Raw genomic sequence first — 18,004 nt, 5'->3', positions numbered from 1 at the left:
GAATCGCACCCGGCGTGACCATCACGTTGCAGCCATTGGCGACGGCGAAGTTGTGCGAGTCCGGGTCGCGGGCGGCGATCCACATCGGCGGGTGAGGTTTGCTGATCGGCTTGGGCACGCTGGGGGACGTGGGGAACTTCCAGATCTCACCGTCATGGGCGCAGTCGCCTTGCCACAGGGCGCGCACCACCGGGACCATTTCCCGCAGGGCCTGGCCACCGGAGGAGGCCGGCATGCGGTCGAACTCTACCTGATAGGCGCCACGGGCCAGACCGACCTCCGCGCAATAACAGCGGCCAGTGCCTGATCAGTCGGATGCCATGTAATATTGAAAGTTTCGTGATCCGGCAAGCGATGTCAACTTCTGGCCGATCAGGTGTTTCCAGTCCTGCTCGAGCCAAATGCTGCACTGCCAGTGGAATGTCGACCTCGTGCAAGTCGACATGTACAGACTAAGGTGCGGAACACTCCTGCACAGCCCCCCTTATCAGCCGCTCGACCAGGTGGGTATAAGCCTCATCAGTCAACGAGCGTTCCTCAAGCCAATCCGGCAGGCAGTTGAGAAGTCGCGTGATGATGGGCCCGGCTGCCGTAACTGTTTCGTGCGCGCTGAACGTATCGCTGAACACCGCGCGCAGAAACGCATGCTCATATCTGCCGCGTTTGAGGATGATGTGTTGCTTCTGGGCGGTATCAAGATAGGCGAAACCCTGTAACGCCAGCCGAAAATGCAGGGGCCGCTCACGGTGCAGGCGCAGGTGGGCGGCAATCAGGTTCGACAGTGGTCGAGGTCCAGCGGTGCGTTGCCGCACAGGTTGCTGGACCAACAGGTGGAGTTCTTCGTAGAACTCTTCGATCAGGTCGAACAACAGGGCTTGTTTGCTGGGGAAATGGTTGTACAGCGAGCCAGGGGCGATGCCCACGTGGCGAGCCAGTTCGCGCATGCTGACCTGTCCGAATCCCTTGCTGACGAAAAGCTCCAGGGCCCGTTCTCGGATCGTGTCATACCCGCCGCAAGTTTCAGTTGTAGACATGAAAGCCACGTCCGGATTTTTTGCCTAGCAATCCTGCTGCGACCATCTCTTTGAGCAGCGGGGCAGGTCGGTATTTCGGATCGCCAAAACCTGTTTGCAGGTTGTCCAGAATTCCCAGCACGGTATCCAGGCCAATGAGGTCAGCCAATGCGAGCGGCCCGATCGGTTGGTTGCAGCCCAGGCGCATGCTCGCGTCGATTGCTTGGGCATCGCCGTTTTCCTGAAGGACGAAAATCGCTTCATTGATCATCGGAATGAGGATTCGGTTGACCATGAAGCCCGGGCGATTCTGTGTGTGGATCGCGGTCTTGCCCAACTGTTCGATCAGTGCCCCGGCGGTGGAACAGGTTGCGTCGCTGGTTTGTAAGCCACGGATCAGCTCCACCAGGCCCATGATCGGCACAGGGTTGAAGAAGTGAATCCCCATGAAGCGTTCCGGGTGTTTGATGCTCGCCGCCAATTGCGTAATCGATAGCGATGAAGTGTTGCTGGCGATCAGGCAATCCAGGCGAGCATGGGTGTCAACCTGCTGCAAGATCTTGCGCTTGAGTAACAAGTCCTCCGTGGCCGCTTCGATCACTACGTCCATTTGATCCAAGTCGGTGTAATGGGTCGAGGTATGGATGCGTTGCAGGGTCTCAATGGCTTGCGCAGGGAGGAGTGTCCCTTTTTCAACTTGCCGGTCCAGGTTTTTTTGCACGATTTGCAGGCCCCGGCCGAGCGCCTGTTCATGGATATCGATGAGCAATAATGTATGGCCGGCTGCCGCACAGGTTTGGGCGATTCCACTGCCCATTGTGCCGGCGCCAATCACTGCAATGTGCTGCAGGGTCATGTTGAGCACCTAAGGTTCGGTGGGAGAGAGTGTGTCGACTAGTCACGCTTCGTGCCGATCATCACGAACAGCGCGCGGGCGATTTGATCGCTCTTGTTACGCCAGGCATGCCGGGTTCCACGCTGGATGACAACCTCGCCGGGCCGGATCAGTTTTTGTTCGCCATTGTCCAGCTCCAGCCAGAGTTCGCCCTGGAGCAGGATGCCGTAGTCGATGGTCGGCGTCGTGTGCATGCCCGGATGGTCCGGTTCGAAGCATTCGAACAAGCCGGGCAGGGCGCCGCCCAATTCCTCGATCATCTGTCCGACATCCGTCGGGTTCTGCATCACGGTGTCCGGCGGAAAATCATAGATTGCCAGACTGGTTTCGCCTGGCCCAGGCACCAGGGAAGGGTGCCCCAGGGTGGGGTCCTGCTGCGCGCCGGCCGTTGAACCGGTGGACCACAGGTGCGCCATGGCATGGCCGGGAATGGACTCAAAGGCACAAGACCGCGGGGCCGAATCATCGCTGATGAATACGGATTGGCCTGTGGCATCCAGGCCGGTGACGACTCTTCGAATTTTCATGGCATTCCCTGGGTTCGGTGGGCGGGCATCAGGGTGCCCGCCGTTGTGTTGAACGGGTTTCGTGAATGTCAGGGACAGATCACGTAGTTGCTGAAGCCACCCTGGCGATTTTCGATACCGGTAATCGCGTCGTTCACCTTTTCCAGGCTGAAGGCCGTGTTTTCGAAGAATGAAAGATCCAGCGTTCCAGACTCCACCATGTCCGCCATGGCTTGTCCTTGACCTGTGGTGAACCAGGCCGAGCCGCTGATCTGGATGTCGTTGTCCATGATCCAGTGCAGATCGATGGGGACCTCACCTGCGATAGCACCGATATTGACCAGATGACCGCCGCGGTGAATGGATTTGAGGGCTTGGGTCAGGGTCTCGTGAGGGGCGCCTGGGCCCAGGGCATCGATCACCACATCGACACCTTCACCGTGTGTCACTTCATTGACCCACTCATTGGTTGGCAGCGTGCCCAGGGTATGGATCTCAATCCGGCCTGGCGCGGCGAGGTCTTTCACGCGTTGGAAGAGCTCCGCGTTGCGAGCTGTGCCGAGGATCTTGCGAACGCCCATCGCCAGGGCCAGTGCGACAGCGCCCAGGCCGAGTGTGCCACTGATGCCGTTGATCAGCAGGACGGTGCCAGGCCCGACATTGGCCTTGAGCATCGCCTTGTAGGCGGTACCCAGGTAGCCCAGTCGCGCGGCAGTCTCGAAGCTGAGGTTATCGGGCAGTTTCACCAGGCTGTATTGCGGCGCAGGGATGTACTCGCAAAGACCACCGTAGGGATAGTCTTCGAACATGCGCGGGCTTTTTGGCGTGAAGCCGAAATAGCCATTGAAGGTGTAGGCCGTGCAGGCGATGGTATTGCCCGCACGACAAGCTCGACACGAACCACAGTGGCGGCCCGGATTGACGTAGACCCGGTCTCCGACCTTGAAGTCGTAGACCTGTTCGCCTACGGCCTCGATGATCCCTGTGGGGTCGAGGCCAAAAGTCGCCGGCAGTTTCGGCAGGGGATTTTGCGGGAACCACTTGACCCAGTTTGTCAGGATGTTGTGGAGGTTGGGGACGATCCCGCATGCCTTGATCTTGACGAGCACTTCAGTTGGACGAATGCCCGGTACGGGCAACTGCTCGATGACCATGGGTTTACCGCCTTCATACAGGCGTGCGGCGCGCATCGTTTTTGCAGTCATGATGTTCTCCGATACTCATATTATTTTTGTCGTAGTGCGTAATCGTGGAGCGACACTTCAAAACCTTGGCGTCAACGTAAGCCGTCTTCACCTCTCACGTCGGCGACCGCCAGGCCGCCCAGTCGCGAATGGATCCTGCCGCCGGTAGCCATGGCCAGGCCGAAAGCGATTTCCCCGCGGCGGGGGCCGTCCCATACCGTCATTTCCGCCACACCAAAATGACTGCGGACATAAGCTGCCTGGATATGCCCCAGCGGAATCATCACCCGGCAACCAGGACCACCGATAGTCTTGCCTGCTGGAACGATGGCCTTGGGGTTGCCCAGTGCCTCACGCATGGCCCAGCCACCGGCTTCGTGCCAGACCGCTCCGTGTTCCAGCTCGCCGTCTTCACCGACAATCGCGCCCTTGCCATAAGCCTGCACTTGCGCGGCGCCGCCCAGTGCCTGGATCAATTGCTCCGACAGTTGTGCGCCTAAACCCCTGAGCTCCTGCATGAATGGCAGCAGGTCTTCTTCATACCTGCCGGCGTAGGGATTGGTGACCACCGCAGTGGCGACCGCAATGCGTAACGGCGTTGATGTGCGGGGGCCTCCCTCGTGGAATATTTCTTCGATGTCCAGTTTGATCTTACGCACCATCACCAGCGACATGCTTGCCTCCAGAACCAGGAGCCTCATGGGGCTCATTATTTTTTTTCGCGATCTTTTGCATTATGCATTTAATGATGTATGGTGCAAGAAATTAGTTTTTATGCACAAAAAACAGGAGAAGAACATGAAGCTGATTTCGTACCGCAAAGAAGGGAGGGCCCATTTTGGCGTCGTGTCAGGTGATGGGGTGGTCGAGCTGACCCGTCGTTTTGCGCAGGTTCCGGACCTCGCCACCTTTCTGGCCAATCGACTGCTGGTACAGGAGGCACGCAAGATCGTCGAGACCGCCCAGGCCGATTATTCGTTTTCCAGCATTCAACTGGAGGCCGTCATACCGAATCCCGGCAAGGTTATCTGTGTGGGCATCAACTATGTGGCTCACGCTGAAGAGGCCGGCCGGAAGGTCGGGGAGTTTCCGGTGATATTCCAGCGATTTGCCGAAACGCTACTGCCCCACGGCGAACCACTGGTCAGGCCAAAAGTCTCGGAGCAGTTCGACTTCGAAGCTGAACTGGCCGTCGTCATTGGGAAAGGTGGCGCGCACATCGATCCGGCCGATGCCATGGACCATGTGGCGGGCTACACCTGTTTCAACGATGCTAGCGTGCGGGATTGGCAGTTCCATACGCACCAGTACGGCATGGGCAAGACGTTCAGAAAAACTGGCGCACTGGGCCCTTGGATCATTCCAGCGTCGGAAATTTCCGATTACCGTACGCTGGTGGTACGGGGCATTCTTAACGGTGAGCAACTGCAGGAAGGCAGCCTCTCGGAGCTGGCTTTCGACATTCCACATTTGATCTCCTACGTGTCCAAGGCGCTGCCATGGAACCCGGGCGACATTCTGGCAACCGGCACGCCGAGCGGGATCGGCTTCAAGCGCAAACCGCCGATTTTCTTGAAACCCGGTGATGTGTTCGAGGTGGTCATCACTGAAATCGGGACCCTATCGAACGGCGTCATTGACGAAGCCTGAGCGTTGTCCTCTACACAATCATAAAAATTGGAGGTTCCACATGCCCGCGTTACCCACTATCAATTTCACCCATTCCGGCGTGTTCTGTTCAGACCTGGATCGGATGGTCGACTTTTACTGTCGCGTCCTGGGTTTCATCGTCAGCGACAAAGGCGTGGCCTCGACCGGGCATCGCCTGTTTTTCATGACGCAGAATCCGGAGCTGCACCATCAGGTCGTGCTCTTTGACGGCAAACCTGTTGATCTGCCATTCAACCCGATCAATCAACTGTCGTTCCTGCTCAATTCGTTGGATGACCTGAAGGCCTACTACCAATTCGCCAAAAAAAGCGGCATTGAGGGCATCGCCCAAGTGGATCACGGGAATGCCTGGTCGATCTATTTCAAGGACCCTGAAGGCAACCCCGTCGAGATGTATGTGGATACACCGTTCTATACCGCTCAGCCGTGCAAGGAACCGCTGGATCTCGAGTTACCGACTGAGGTCATTCTGGCCCAGACCGAGGCGATGTGCATACGCCGTCCAGGGTTCCAGACACGGGCGCAATGGATGGACTCCATCCGCGCGAAAATCGAAGAACAGCGGGTCCGGATTGCCTGATCGTTCCGTCCGATAAAGGCGATGCCTGGTTGACGAGCAGGCGTCGCTATCGGCATCAACCAACACGCGCAATCGATAACTACAAGAAGCGGAGTAGACGATGGACTACGATGTCATCATTGTTGGAATGGGACCGGTGGGCGCGTTGTGCGCCAATCTGGCCGGTCTGTGGGGGCTCAATGCCCTGGTGGTGGACAAGTGCGAAACGGTCTACGCCAACCCTCGGGCCATGGGCTTTGACCATGAGGTGATGCGCGTCTTCGGCAATATCGGCCTGGCTGACGATATTGCCGAACATGTCATGCCTTATCGCCCCTCGGAATACCGCACGACCGGTTCACAATTGATCAAGCGCATTGACGCTGCCAAACCGCCGTTTCCACTGGGCTGGGCGCCAAATTATGTGTTTTCCCAGCCGCCGGTGGAGCGCGCCCTTCGCGACAAAATTGCCCGTTTCAAATCGGTAACCGTTGAGCTTGGCTCCGAGGTGCTGTCGGTCGACTCCGTCGAGTCCCAGGCTAATGTGCGCATCCAGGCGAAGGACGGAACAGAACGCACGGTCACGGCGACCCATGTGCTGGCCTGCGATGGCGGCACCAGCCCGATCCGCACCCGCTTGGGGTTGAAGATGGACGACCTGGCGTTCGACGAGCCGTGGCTGGTGGTCGATGTGATCCTCAACGAAGGGGCGGGGGAGGACCTGCCGAAGACGAACGTTCAGTTCTGCGAATTGGCCAGGCCGTGCACCTTTGTCGTCGGCCCCGGGCGTCATCGTCGCTGGGAGTTCATGATCAATCCGGACGAGCAGCCTTCGGAAATCTCAAAGCCTGAAACGATCAAGAAGCTGATTGCCCGCTGGTTGCCAGAGCAGGACTATCAGTTATGGCGGGCTTCGGCGTACCGATTCCATGCATTGATCCTGGAGCAGTGGAAAGCCGACCGGGTGTTCTTTCTCGGGGACGCGGCCCACATGACGCCGCCATTCCTGGCGCAAGGCATGTGCCAGGGGATTCGCGATGCCTTGAATCTGGTCTGGAAAATCGCCCTGGTGAAAGAAGGGCTGGCGGCTCCGGATTTCCTGGAGACCTATCAGATCGAGCGTATCCCTCATGTGCGCCAGACCACCCTGGCGGCCAAGGAGTTCGGCGGTGTGATCTGCGAGCGCGACAGCGAGAGAGCCGCGAACCGGGATACACGGCTGATCGAACATATGAAGGAGAACCCGGGCGGGACCATCCGGCAATCGCTGATCCCCGGTCTGTCCCAGGGGTTTATCGCGCAAGTGTCGCCGGCCGGTGAGCTGTTTCCCCAGCCAATGGTGATCAACCATGTCGGCAAGCAGGCCTTGCTTGATGAGTTTACCGGCCAGGCGTTTCGTGTGGTCGTTGCCCCCGGCTTCGATGCCACTGCGTTGTTGAGATGCCTGCGCAGCAGCCAGTCGCTTAAAGGCTTGCCTATCCACGTCGTGCGGTTGGTCAACCCTGAGCAATCAGGAGCCCGCGCTGCCGATGAGTACCAGGAAGTCGATGGACTGCTGGCGCAATGGCTGGAACAGCGAGGGTGCAATGTGGTGATCGTGCGGCCCGATCACTACGTATATGGCGGGGCGGTGACGGTGGCCTGGGCGATGGAGTTGCTCGAGGGCATGGAGCTTGCGCTGTGGTGCAAGCCGCCGCAGAAACCCACGCCGGCCCAAGGCGGCGTCTGCGATAAGACGATCAGGTTCGCACAGGCTTAAAGCCTGAAAGGCAACACGCTCTTCGCCTGGCACGGTCCACGAACACAGTGCCAGGCGAAGGGTTTTTTGTGATGTGTCATTAAGTCTATTGAAGCGTGGCTTGTCGGCGTTCTATGGCTTCGACAATCCGGCCCAGGGTTTCCTGGATGTGATTGCGCAGCAAGGTGACGGCTTTCTCGGTGTCGCGAGCAAGGGCCGCGTCCATCAACTTCTGGTGCTCGTTGCCCTTGTGCCGCTGGGTGACCCGCTGCTGGGCGGAAAAGCGCCGGTAGCGTTCGGCCCGATCAAACAGCGAGTCGATCATCTTCAACAACAACGGCGAGGGGCACGCCGCGAACAGGGCGAAGTGAAAGGCCTTGTGTCGGGTCGACCATTCATCATCGAGCACCAGCACACCGCTTCCGAGTTTTTTCTCGACCAGATTCAGGCGGTGAAAAGCCCCCAGCACATCGGCTTCCCAGGCATCGTCGCCATGCGTAATGGCATCGGCCAACGCCTCGCACTCCAGTAGGCAGCGCATGCGTGTGATGTCGCGAAAATCAGTGACGGAAATGGGGGCAACCCTGAAGCCCTTGTTATCGCTGGCTTCGACCACGCCATCCTGGGTCAATCGATTGAGGGCTTCACGAATCGGCGAGCTGCTGAGGCCGTAGGTCTTGGACAACTCTGCGACCTTGAGTTTTTCGCCGGGAGCCAGCTCACAACAGACGATCGCTTTTTTCATCTTCGTCAACGCGACATCGATCAGCGGAATGCTGGGGGAGGGAATCATGGTCGGAGCCGTCCTGAAATTTGCACCAAACGGATTTTATGCGCAAAACAGACTTTAGTGCAAAGGCTGATTTATCCCCTTGACTTTGAATTTGCGCAGGGATAGTTTTTGTGCACAAAATATATTTAAGTGCAGTAATGATATTTTTACGCATAAGCAGTGCCAGCGGTATTCGCGGCCAAGGCTGCGAGTGGATGACCTTTTACAAAAACAAAAAACAGGAACATCTCCATGAAAACAGCCAACCAGCGGTTCTGCCCGTTGCCGGTCTCCAGCCTTGCTTGCACTGTCAGTGCAACGGTACTGCTGAGCCTTTCAACCCAGGTGCAAGCCTTCCAGATCGATACCGGCAACCCCGACCTTTCGGCGACGTGGGATAACACCATCAAGTACAGCAATGCCTGGCGTGTGAACAAGCTCGATCACAAAGTGGCAGTGGGCCCGGGGACCTCCAACAGCAATTCCAATCTGGACGATGGCGACCGAAATTTCGACCGCGGGCTCATTTCCAATCGCCTGGACCTTCTTTCCGAGTTCGACATCAAGTACAAAGACGTCGGTGCGCGCCTCAGCGCAGCGTCCTGGTACGACAATGTCTACAGCCAGGACAATGACAACGATTCGCCGGGCACCGCCAACTCGGTGAGTGTCGACCACGACGAGTTCACCAGCGACACTCGTCGGATCCACGGTCAACGCACTGAAATCCTCGATGCCTTTGTCTACGGCTCGACGGAGATCGGCACAACCTCGTTGTCCGGGCGGCTCGGGCAGTTCACGCAGATCTACGGCGAAAGCTTGTTCTTTGGCGCCAACGGCATTGCCAACGCCCAGTCCACCGTGGACCTGGTGAAGCTTCAGTCAGTCCCCGGTTCTCAGTTCAAAGAAATCCTGATGCCCACCAAGCAGGTGTCCGGCAACTGGCAACTGAACGACACCGTGAGCGTTGGGGCCTACTACCAATTCGAATGGAACAAGACCCGTTTGCCCGCCGCGGGTAGCTACTTCAGCGGCGCGGACTTTGTGGGTGAAGGCGGGGAGCGGGTGTTCTTTCCAACCGGTGAACTGCGCCATGGCAAGGACAAGGATGCAAGGGATTCCGGGCAGTTCGGCGCGCAGTTGAAGTTCGCTGTGGATGACTGGGAGTTCGGTCTCTACGCCGCGAAATATCACGAAAAGACGCCGGTGTTTTACTTCCGTCCGGCCGCGCTGGTGCCGGGGGCCGATGATTCGTTTATCAATGTCTATCCCGAGGACGTGAAGGTCTTCGGCGCGAGTTTCAGCACGCTGGTGGGCGAAGCCAATATCGCCGGTGAGACCTCCATCAGGCTCGATACGCCCTTGGCAGGCGTCGGCGGCACCATCATCACTGGCATGGATGCCGACAACGATTCCAACCCCGCGTACCCCATCGGTCGGTCGTGGCATGCCCAGGTATCGATGATCAATGTCTATGGAGGATCGGCTCTGTGGGACGGCGCTTCCTTGGTGGGTGAACTGGCGTTCAACCGACGGCTGAGCGTCACCAAAAATGCCGATCAGTTGGACCCCAACACCACGCGCGATGCATTCGCCATGCGCTTCACGTTTGAGCCGCAATATTTCCAGGTCTTTCCCGGCATCGATGTCCAAGCGCCGATCACCCTTGGCTATAACCCGTCCGGGCGTTCTTCCGTCACGCCGCAGGCATTTGGACCGGAACATGGCGGCGACCTGACGCTGGGTCTCAAGGCCGATTACAAGAAGCAGTGGTACGCCTCGCTGAGCTACACCAACTTCTTTGGCGAGGCCGGGCCGGTTATCAACTCAGCCAATTCCTTCACCTACCAGCAAAACATGAAAGACCGGGATTTCGTGGCGTTTTCGATCCAGCGAACCTTTTAAGCAAAGAACAGGCGGGCCCTGATAATGATAAAAATTAAACTGCTGTTGCTGTCCACTCTGTCGATCTCCCTGTCTGTCGGTACCGCGCTGGCGGCGGTCAGTCCCGATGAGGCGGCGAAGCTCAAGACGACGCTGACGCCCATGGGGGCCGAAAAAGCCGGCAACGCCGATGGCTCCATCCCGGCCTGGACCGGCGGCCTGACCAAGGATGTCGCCGGGGCCAAGTTCGGCGATGTGCCTGCCGATCCGTTCCCTGGCGAAAAACCGCTGTTGCAGATCACTGCCAAGAACGCTGCGCAGTACGCCGACAAATTGAGTGAAGGAACCAAAGCCCTGTTGGCCAAGTTCCCGGACACCTTTCACCTTGATGTCTACCCGACTCACCGCAGCGCTGCGGCGCCGGACAGCGTCTATCAAAACACCTTCGCCAACGCTACTGGCTGCAAGACCACCAGCAATGGTTTGTCGGTAGAGGGCTGTTACGGCGGTATCCCGTTCCCGATCCCGAAAAACGGCAACGAGGTCATCTGGAATTTTCTGCTGCGGGTTGAAGCCGAATCCATACAGATGGGCTACGCCAACGTCATCGGCAACGCTGATGGGACTCGGACGCTGGCCAGTCGTGGCGTGGAAAACTGGCAATACCCGTACTACTACAAGGACGGCGCTGCGGATAAATGGTCCGGGCAGTATGCGCTGCTGCGTTTCCTGACCAGCGAGCCGCCGTTCAAGGCCGGGGAATCACTGGTGACCCATGACAGCATCAACGCCCAGCAGCCGCGGGAGGCCTGGCAGTACCTGGTCGGCCAACGCCGTGTGCGACGGGCGCCTACCGTGGGTTATGACACCCCGGACTTCGTCGCTTCGGGCGCCAACTATTTTGATGAGGTGCACGGCTTCATCGGTCATCCGGATCGCTACGACTGGAAACTGGTGGGCAAGAAAGAACTGTACATCCCTTATAACAACAACAAGTTCCACGCCGAAAAACGCGACGATGCCTTTACCGCCAACCACCTCAATGCGGACAAGGTGCGCTGGGAACTGCACCGTGTCTGGGAGCTGGAAGCCACGGTGGCGCCGGGCAAACGCCACGCCGTGCCCAAGCGCCGATTCTTCATCGACGAAGACAGCTGGACCATCTCGCTGGTGGATGGCTACGACGCCGAGGGCAAACTCTGGCGTGTCTCCCAGGTACTGCCATTCGTGGTGCCGGCCATCCCAGCGGTGGTGGTCAAACCTGTGGTGATCTACAACCTGCAGGCCAAGACCTACAGCGTCGTCCAGGGTCTGAACGGGGAAACCTACAGCGTGATACCGCGCAAACCCGAGAACTTTTTCACCGGCACCGCGGTGGCATCCGGGTCGGTTCGCTGAGCCTCGCAACGGTTGATCAATACGTTTGTTTTCTGGAAGCGGTGCACGGTCATCGCTTCCAGAGAGCGGCATCATCGAGGTTCAGACATGCCTACTTTCTATTCCGGCCCTATAAAGGCCTTCATTGCCAGCCTGTGGATGGTGACGACGTTTTATGGCTCGGTCGCCGTAGCGCAAACGACGGGATTGTCCCAGCAACCGGCGATTCACAGCGCGATGGCAACGCAATCGGTCATGCTCAGTGTGGCCCGGGCAGGGCAGCGGTTGGTGGCCGTGGGCGAGCGGGGTTTCATCATCGTATCGGATGACAACGGGGCGACCTGGCAGCAAGTCGGCTCGCCGGTCAGCGTGACGCTGGTCAAGGTGCGTTTCATCGATGACAACCAGGGCTGGGCAGTCGGGCATGCCGGCACCGTGCTGCACAGCCAGGATGGCGGTTCGACCTGGGCGAAACAGCTCGACGGTGTCCGAGCCGCCGAAATCGAACTGGAGCAGGCCCGGCGTGACACCGATGAGCGGGCCCAGGAGCGTCTGTCCCAGGCTCAGCAACTGGTAGATGAAGGGCCTGACAAACCGCTGCTCGACCTGCTTTTCCTGGACGCGCAAAACGGTTGGGTGGTGGGGGCCTATGGCTTGGCTTTCGTCACCCATGATGGCGGGCTCAGTTGGCAGTCCATTCGTGCCCATGTCGATAATCCAGACGGATTACATCTCTATGGCATCGCGCGGATAGGAGCCGATGTCTTCATCGCTGGCGAGCAAGGGACATTGCTGCGCTCCAGCGACACCGGCCAGACCTTCGAGGCGCTGACGCCGCCTTTCGAGGGAACGATCTTCGGTCTCGCATCGGCCGCCAATCATTCGATCCTGGCGTTCGGACTGCGTGGCAAGGCCTTCGAGTCCCGGGATCGCGGCGAGACTTGGAAGCATCTCGACACCTTGCAGCCGGTGACGTTGACCAGCGGCCTGCGTCTTGATGATGAATCGGTCCTGCTGGCGGACGAGTCGGGTCGGGTGCTGCGTTTTGCCGATGGCGACACGCAAGCCGCTGTCCTTCAGATACCTCAACCTCGTTACTTCACGGGCATGACGCAAGCGGCGAACGGTGACCTGATCATCAGCAGCACGCGGGGCATGCTGTCGTCCGCCATAAAAGTGGCATCGTCGGAGTCGCCACAATGAACAGTTTTACGCACTCTGCCGAACACTCGCCTGCGTTTGCATCACCTGCCTTTGATCCTGCTTCCGGGACCCTGGTCGAGCGATTGTTGTTCAATCATCGCAGCATCGTCTTGGGCATCTGCGTGTTGCTCAGCCTGGTGCTCGGCTATCAGGCGTTGAGTCTGAAGCTCAATGCCGCCTTTGAAAAAATGATCCCGACGGATCACCCCTATGTGCAGAACTATCTGCAAAACCGCAGTCAGTTGGGGGAGGGTGGCAACACATTGCGGATTGCGATCGAGGCCAGACAGGGCAGCATTTTCAGTGCCGAGTACCTGGAAACGGTCAAGAAGATCAACGACGAAGTGTTTTTGCTCCCCGGTGTCGACCGCTCCTACATGAAGTCCTTGTGGACGCCGGCCACGCGCTGGATCGGCGTGACCGAGGAGGGTTTCGATGGCGGTCCTGTCATCCCGGACGATTACGATGGTTCGGCCAGCAGTCTGGAACAGGTGCAGCAGAACATCGAACGGTCGGGCGAGGTGGGGCGGCTCGTGGCCTCCAATTTCAAGTCCAGCATCGTGCTCCTGCCGCTTCAGGAAAGCGCCTCGGATGACGGTACCCCACTGGATTACAACGCACTGTCAAACCGACTCGAACAGATTCGGACCAAGTACGAAAACCAGAACATCCAGATTCACATCACCGGTTTCGCCAAGGTCGTGGGGGACTTGATGGACGGCATGCGGCAGATGCAGCTGTTCTTCGCCGCGACCTTGGTGATCTGCGGGCTCGTGTTGTTCTGGTACACCCGTTGTGTACGTAGCACGGTGCTGGTGCTGCTGTGCTCGATCATCGCGGTGGTCTGGTTGCTGGGTTTGCTGCCGACACTGGGGTTCGACCTGGATCCGTATTCCATCCTGGTTCCGTTCCTGGTGTTTGCCATCGGCTTGAGCCATGGCGCCCAAAAAATGAACGGCATCATGCAAGACATCGGACGCGGTGCCGACAAGCTGGTAGCGGCGCGCTTTACCTTTCGCCGGCTGTTTTTAACCGGGTTGATGGCGCTGGTGGCGGACGCCGTGGGCTTTGCAGTGTTAATGATCATCAAGATCCCGGTGATCCAGGACCTGGCCGTTACCGCGACGGTCGGTGTGCTGACGCTGATTTTTACCAACCTGATCCTGCTGCCGATCCTGTTGTCATACACCGGCGTGAGCAAAGTGGCGGCGCAACGGGAAGCGGCCAACGACCGGTTTTCCAAGCTGGACGCTCATCACGCCCGGCATCCGCTCTGGGCTTTCCTGGATCGCTTCACCGAACGCAAATGGGCCAGCGGCGCGATCTTCATCGGCGTGGTTCTGGGTGCGCTGGGCTTTGCCATCAGCCTTCACGTCAAGATTGGCGACTTGAATCCTGGAGCACCGGAGTTGCGTCCTGAGTCGCGCTACAACACCGACAACCGCTTCATGGTCAGCAACTTCTCCGCCAGCAGCGACAAGTACGTGGTGATGGTCAAGACCCCGCAGTACGTCTGCGCCAATTACCAGACGTTGGTAACGGTGGATGCTCTGGAGGCGCAGTTGCAACAGTTGCCGGGCGTGGTGTCCACCACCTCCCTGGCGGCACTGAGCAAACAGGCCGCGGCCGGGATGAACGAGGGCAGCATGACGTGGTACGAGATACCGCGTAACCAGGGGCTATTGAACGCGATCATCACTCGTGCACCGCGGGAGTTGTTCAACCAGAACTGCGATCTGCTGACCGTGTATGTCTACTTGACGGACCACAAGGCCGATACGCTCACCCGCGTGGTGCAGACGGTCGAACAGTTCGCGGCAAGCCATGACAGCGATCAGATTCAGTTCCTGAACGCGGCGGGTAATGCCGGTATCGAGGCGGCCACCAACATCGTCGTGAAACGTTCGAATGTGCAGATGTTGTTCATGGTGTACGCAGCGGTCATTGCCCTGTGTTTCATCACGTTCAGGTCCTGGCGAGCCGTGGTCTGTACGGTGTTGCCGTTGATGCTCACGTCCGTGCTGTGCGAAGCCTTGATGGTGGGGCTCAACATCGGTGTAAAAGTGGCGACCCTGCCAGTGATCGCCTTGGGGGTGGGAATCGGTGTGGATTACGCGCTCTACATCCTCAGCGTGACGCTTGCCAACCTGCGCAATGGTTCCAGCCTGTCGGATGCCTATTACCTGGCGCTGTTATCCACCGGCAAGGTGGTGGTGATGACCGGGATTACCTTGGGGGTGGCCGTGACCACTTGGGTACTGTCGCCGATCAAGTTCCAGGCCGACATGGGCATTTTGCTGGGCTTCATGTTCGTCTGGAACATGGTGGGGGCGCTGATCCTGGTGCCCGCGCTCGCGCATTTTCTCCTCAAGCCCAAGCCACAGACCGTGAGTGTTTAAATGACCGCAACGATAAACCTCCTGGGCTTGTCCGGCAGTTTGCGCCAAGAGTCGGCCCATACGGCGATCCTGCGCACGGTGGCCGAACGGTTGCCTGAACATGTGCAGTTGACGCTCCACGAATTGAACAATGTCCCGCCGTATAACGAGGATGACGATGGCGCCCATCCACCACCGGCCGTGATTGCCTTGCGCGCTGCTGTGGCGGCGGCCGATGGGTTAGTGATCGGCTCGCCGGAATACAACCACGGTATGTCCGGCGTGTTGAAAAATGCGCTGGACTGGTTGTCCCGTCCTCATGGGAAATCGGTACTGCAGGGCTGCCCGGTATTGAGTTTCACTGCCTCGCCGGCGTTCACGGGTGGGGTGCGCGCGCATCAACAGCTCAATGAAACGCTCTGGGCGATCCAGGCGCTGCAGGTCGTTTATCCGCAGATCGTGATCGGTAACGTGACCGGCAAAATAGATCAGGGGCAGCTACGGGACGAATCAGCCCGGGCTTTTTTATTGGATGGAGTTGGCGTGTTGATCACGCAGATCGCTAACGCGCCTATGAGGGGACGTTCACGTTGTTCTTGATGCCCGCTGGAAACGAGTCCGGAATTAGGTTGATGGTCAGTGCCCAGACCTCCGAGGGGCTGTGGCGGTGGGAGGGCTCAGGGGGGTAATCAAGGAGCTGGAGCCTGCCCACTGGACATGTCGGCTGCTGCCTTTTTGATTGGCTGAGCAGTGGGTGCCGCGCCCGGCTGCAGGCTACGCAAGGGGCCGAAGGCCAGCCCCAGGCTGGCCAGCAGCACATACAACAGGCCAGCCGCGGCAAACAGCAGGCTCAGGCCGCCCACCTTGCCCGTTCCCAACAGCGGCGCCAGTCTGGCCTGCCACTCTCCGGCTTTACTCATCCATGTGATCGCCCAGCCGTCGGCCAATGCGCCGGCGCCCAGGGCGCCAATGGGCATTGCCAGCAGGCAAACCATCTGCCGGGCCGACAAGACCCGGCCGAGGGCGTCGGCGGGCAGGCTGCGTTGCCAGAAACTTTGGTCGCTGCTGGTGCTCAGGGAAAAACAGCCGAACGCGACGAAGGCGGCCACATACAGCACCACCGGCGAAGCGCTGGCGCCGATGGTCAGGACGGCGGCGCCGAGCAGCAGGTCGGCCAGCAATACAGTGCGGATCAGCCGTGCCGGCGGCCGGGCCACCACCCACAGCGAGCCGCCGAGCATGCCCAGGCCACCGCAGGTCATCAGTGTGCCCAGTACCAGCACCGAGTGGCGCTCCAGTACCAGTGGCGACAACAGCGCCGAGGCCAGGCCGAGCATCAAGTGCTCCAGCCCGAGGTAGGCCAGCAACGCCCACAGCGCCGGACGCCCACGCAGCACCGCTAGGACCACCGACGATCCGCCCTCGGCGCCGACGCGGACCTGGCCGGTGCCGCGCACGGCGCTGACGAACAGGCCGATCCAGACAAGAACGGTGGCGCATAACAGCACGGCGCCAAGGTCCAGCAACAGCACCCCTGCCACCCCGACGCTGCCCAACAGCAGCGCCGCCAGGGTGGGGGCGATCAGCTGTGGCAAGCCCACCATCAACTGCATCAGGCCATTGGCCCGGCCGATCGCCTGGGGGCTGCGCAGAAGTCGCGGGATGGCCGCCTGACACACCAGCATGCGCACCACCAAAGTGCTGGAGTTCACCGCGGCGAAAGCGTACACCTGCCAGCGGTCCAGGGCGTTGGATTCGAACAGCCACCAGAGCGCCAGCGCCGCCGCGCCGCTACAGGCTTCCACGCCCAACAGCAGGGCACGCGCTTCACAGCGGTCCACCAGCCAGCCGGCCAGCGGCGCCAGCAGCAGTCCGGGCAAGGCTGACAGGGCGATGACCCAGGCGTAGTCGGTGACGCTGCCGTGTTGCTGCAGCAACCAGATCCCCAGGCTGAATGCCGCCAGGGCCGAGCCCAGGGTGGACGCGACCTGGGCGCCCCAGGCCCACAGCCAGGGGCGTAGCGAAGGTTCAATCGCCATGGTTTGGCAGTGCCTCGATCACGGGCCAATGGTGGCACAGCAAACCGGCGAGGGCCGGCGCCGCGCGAGACTTGAGAATCGACAAATGATTGCAATCCTCGAGAACGTGCCGCCTGCAGTTAGGCGCGAACGCCTCCCAGCGTCGCGCCGGGTCGTCCGGTTCGGCGCTGTGCTGGCCAGCCTCGACCAGTACCACGGGCCCCGGGTAGGGCGGTGTTGGCTGGTACTGCGTCGCCAGGTTGGCCTGGAGCACCCGCAGTGGCCCTTGCAACGCCTCGGCTCGGGCCTGCGCCGGCATCAGCCCGACCGCTTGCATGCTCGCCAGCAGTTGAATGCATTGCTCGTCGACTTCGAGGCTGGCGAGGCGGTCGATGTCCAGGCCCAGGTCGCGCCCGGCATCCATCTCCAGCAAGCCGACGTAACGGGCCAGGGCGTGGCGCGCGTCGCTGGCCAGACGCGGGCCGGGCGCGCGGCTGTCGAGCAGCAACACCGGTGCCACCAACGCGCCCTCGGCCAGCAGCTGACGGGCCACTTCGAACGCCAGCCAGCCGCCGAACGAATGGCCGAGCAGGTAATACGGGCCATCCGGCTGCTGTCTGCGGATCTCCTTCACATAGGCGCTAGCGGCCGCCTGCACCGTCCCGTGGGGCTCGCAGCGCCCATCGGAGCCGCGGGCTTGCAGGCCGATCACGTTCAAGCGCCCATCCAACTGCTGGATCAGCGGCACGAAGCTGGCGACGTTGGCCCCGGCACCGGGGATCATGAACAGGCAAGGCGCCTGCGCC

At 59.8% G+C, this 18,004-nt stretch carries 16 protein-coding genes and 1 pseudogene (1 of these 17 running past the window's edge); 8 read left to right on the top strand and 9 right to left on the bottom strand.

From position 1 onward, the window contains the following. Positions 1-10: 10 nt before the first annotated feature. The 6 genes and pseudogenes from AO356_RS31275 to AO356_RS30005 all read right to left on the bottom strand — a co-directional run. Positions 11-280 (bottom strand): annotated as a pseudogene (locus AO356_RS31275) (LLM class flavin-dependent oxidoreductase); the annotation flags it as partial. Between the two features lie 172 nt (positions 281-452). Then, a complete protein-coding gene (locus AO356_RS30025) occupies positions 453-1,034 on the bottom strand; it encodes a TetR/AcrR family transcriptional regulator (RefSeq protein ID WP_060742959.1) in 582 nt (193 codons plus the stop codon). Next, positions 1,021-1,869 (bottom strand): 3-hydroxyacyl-CoA dehydrogenase NAD-binding domain-containing protein, encoded by an 849-nt coding sequence (locus tag AO356_RS30020; protein ID WP_060742958.1) that lies wholly within the window; start codon positions 1,867-1,869, stop codon positions 1,021-1,023. The genes AO356_RS30025 and AO356_RS30020 overlap by 14 nt, the downstream gene beginning before the upstream one ends. A gap of 38 nt (positions 1,870-1,907) precedes the next feature. Further along, entirely contained in the window at positions 1,908-2,435 is a 528-nt protein-coding gene (locus tag AO356_RS30015) for a cupin domain-containing protein (RefSeq protein WP_060742957.1), read from the bottom strand. Between the two features lie 68 nt (positions 2,436-2,503). Then, a complete protein-coding gene (locus AO356_RS30010) occupies positions 2,504-3,619 on the bottom strand; it encodes an alcohol dehydrogenase catalytic domain-containing protein (protein ID WP_060742956.1) in 1,116 nt (371 codons plus the stop codon). A gap of 71 nt (positions 3,620-3,690) precedes the next feature. Continuing rightward, positions 3,691-4,272: an amino acid synthesis family protein gene (locus AO356_RS30005; protein ID WP_060742955.1), complete on the bottom strand. Its 582-nt coding sequence runs from the start codon at positions 4,270-4,272 to the stop codon at positions 3,691-3,693. A 25-nt stretch (positions 4,273-4,297) separates the two neighbouring features. Between AO356_RS30005 and AO356_RS30000 the strand changes: the two genes are divergently transcribed. From AO356_RS30000 to AO356_RS29990, 3 genes are all read left to right on the top strand, one after another. Continuing rightward, positions 4,298-5,248, top strand: a complete 951-nt coding sequence (locus tag AO356_RS30000) for a fumarylacetoacetate hydrolase family protein (protein ID WP_237140785.1) — start codon at positions 4,298-4,300, stop codon at positions 5,246-5,248. Positions 5,249-5,288: 40 nt separating this feature from the next. Further along, a complete protein-coding gene (locus AO356_RS29995) occupies positions 5,289-5,849 on the top strand; it encodes a VOC family protein (RefSeq protein WP_060742953.1) in 561 nt (186 codons plus the stop codon). A 100-nt stretch (positions 5,850-5,949) separates the two neighbouring features. After that, positions 5,950-7,587 carry a bifunctional 3-(3-hydroxy-phenyl)propionate/3-hydroxycinnamic acid hydroxylase gene (locus AO356_RS29990; protein ID WP_060742952.1) on the top strand — a complete coding sequence of 546 codons (1,638 nt, stop codon included), beginning with the start codon at positions 5,950-5,952 and terminating at the stop codon, positions 7,585-7,587. Positions 7,588-7,672: 85 nt separating this feature from the next. Here AO356_RS29990 and AO356_RS29985 read toward each other — a convergent pair whose 3' ends face one another. Further along, a complete protein-coding gene (locus tag AO356_RS29985) occupies positions 7,673-8,359 on the bottom strand; it encodes a GntR family transcriptional regulator (protein ID WP_060742951.1) in 687 nt (228 codons plus the stop codon). Between the two features lie 231 nt (positions 8,360-8,590). On the opposite strand from AO356_RS29985, the gene AO356_RS29980 reads away from it, so the two are divergent. The 5 genes from AO356_RS29980 to AO356_RS29960 all read left to right on the top strand — a co-directional run bounded on the left by AO356_RS29980 (position 8,591) and on the right by AO356_RS29960 (position 15,780). Next, positions 8,591-10,243: a DUF1302 domain-containing protein gene (locus tag AO356_RS29980; protein ID WP_060742950.1), complete on the top strand. Its 1,653-nt coding sequence runs from the start codon at positions 8,591-8,593 to the stop codon at positions 10,241-10,243. Between the two features lie 24 nt (positions 10,244-10,267). Continuing rightward, positions 10,268-11,620, top strand: a complete 1,353-nt coding sequence (locus AO356_RS29975) for a DUF1329 domain-containing protein (RefSeq protein ID WP_060742949.1) — start codon at positions 10,268-10,270, stop codon at positions 11,618-11,620. Positions 11,621-11,707: 87 nt separating this feature from the next. Further along, positions 11,708-12,802 carry a WD40/YVTN/BNR-like repeat-containing protein gene (locus AO356_RS29970; protein ID WP_060742948.1) on the top strand — a complete coding sequence of 365 codons (1,095 nt, stop codon included), beginning with the start codon at positions 11,708-11,710 and terminating at the stop codon, positions 12,800-12,802. Further along, entirely contained in the window at positions 12,799-15,201 is a 2,403-nt protein-coding gene (locus AO356_RS29965) for an efflux RND transporter permease subunit (protein ID WP_060742947.1), read from the top strand. The genes AO356_RS29970 and AO356_RS29965 overlap by 4 nt, the downstream gene beginning before the upstream one ends. Then, positions 15,202-15,780 carry an NADPH-dependent FMN reductase gene (locus AO356_RS29960; protein WP_060742946.1) on the top strand — a complete coding sequence of 193 codons (579 nt, stop codon included), beginning with the start codon at positions 15,202-15,204 and terminating at the stop codon, positions 15,778-15,780. An 89-nt stretch (positions 15,781-15,869) separates the two neighbouring features. On the opposite strand, the gene AO356_RS29955 is transcribed toward AO356_RS29960, so the two are convergent. Together AO356_RS29955 and AO356_RS29950 are read right to left on the bottom strand one after the other, a co-directional pair. Then, a complete protein-coding gene (locus AO356_RS29955) occupies positions 15,870-17,219 on the bottom strand; it encodes an MFS transporter (RefSeq protein ID WP_060742945.1) in 1,350 nt (449 codons plus the stop codon). Beyond that, positions 17,209-18,004: the end of a non-ribosomal peptide synthase/polyketide synthase gene (locus tag AO356_RS29950; protein ID WP_060742944.1), read on the bottom strand. 17,018 nt of this gene lie beyond the right edge of the window; 796 of the gene's 17,814 nt are visible here — the last part of the coding sequence; the start codon falls outside the window, past its right edge — the gene reads right to left on this strand; its stop codon occupies positions 17,209-17,211. Before AO356_RS29950 ends, AO356_RS29955 begins: the two co-directional genes overlap by 11 nt.

Source organism: Pseudomonas fluorescens (assembly GCF_001307275.1).
Taxonomy (GTDB): domain Bacteria; phylum Pseudomonadota; class Gammaproteobacteria; order Pseudomonadales; family Pseudomonadaceae; genus Aquipseudomonas; species Aquipseudomonas fluorescens_AA.
This window is presented reverse-complemented; position numbering and strand designations above follow the sequence as displayed.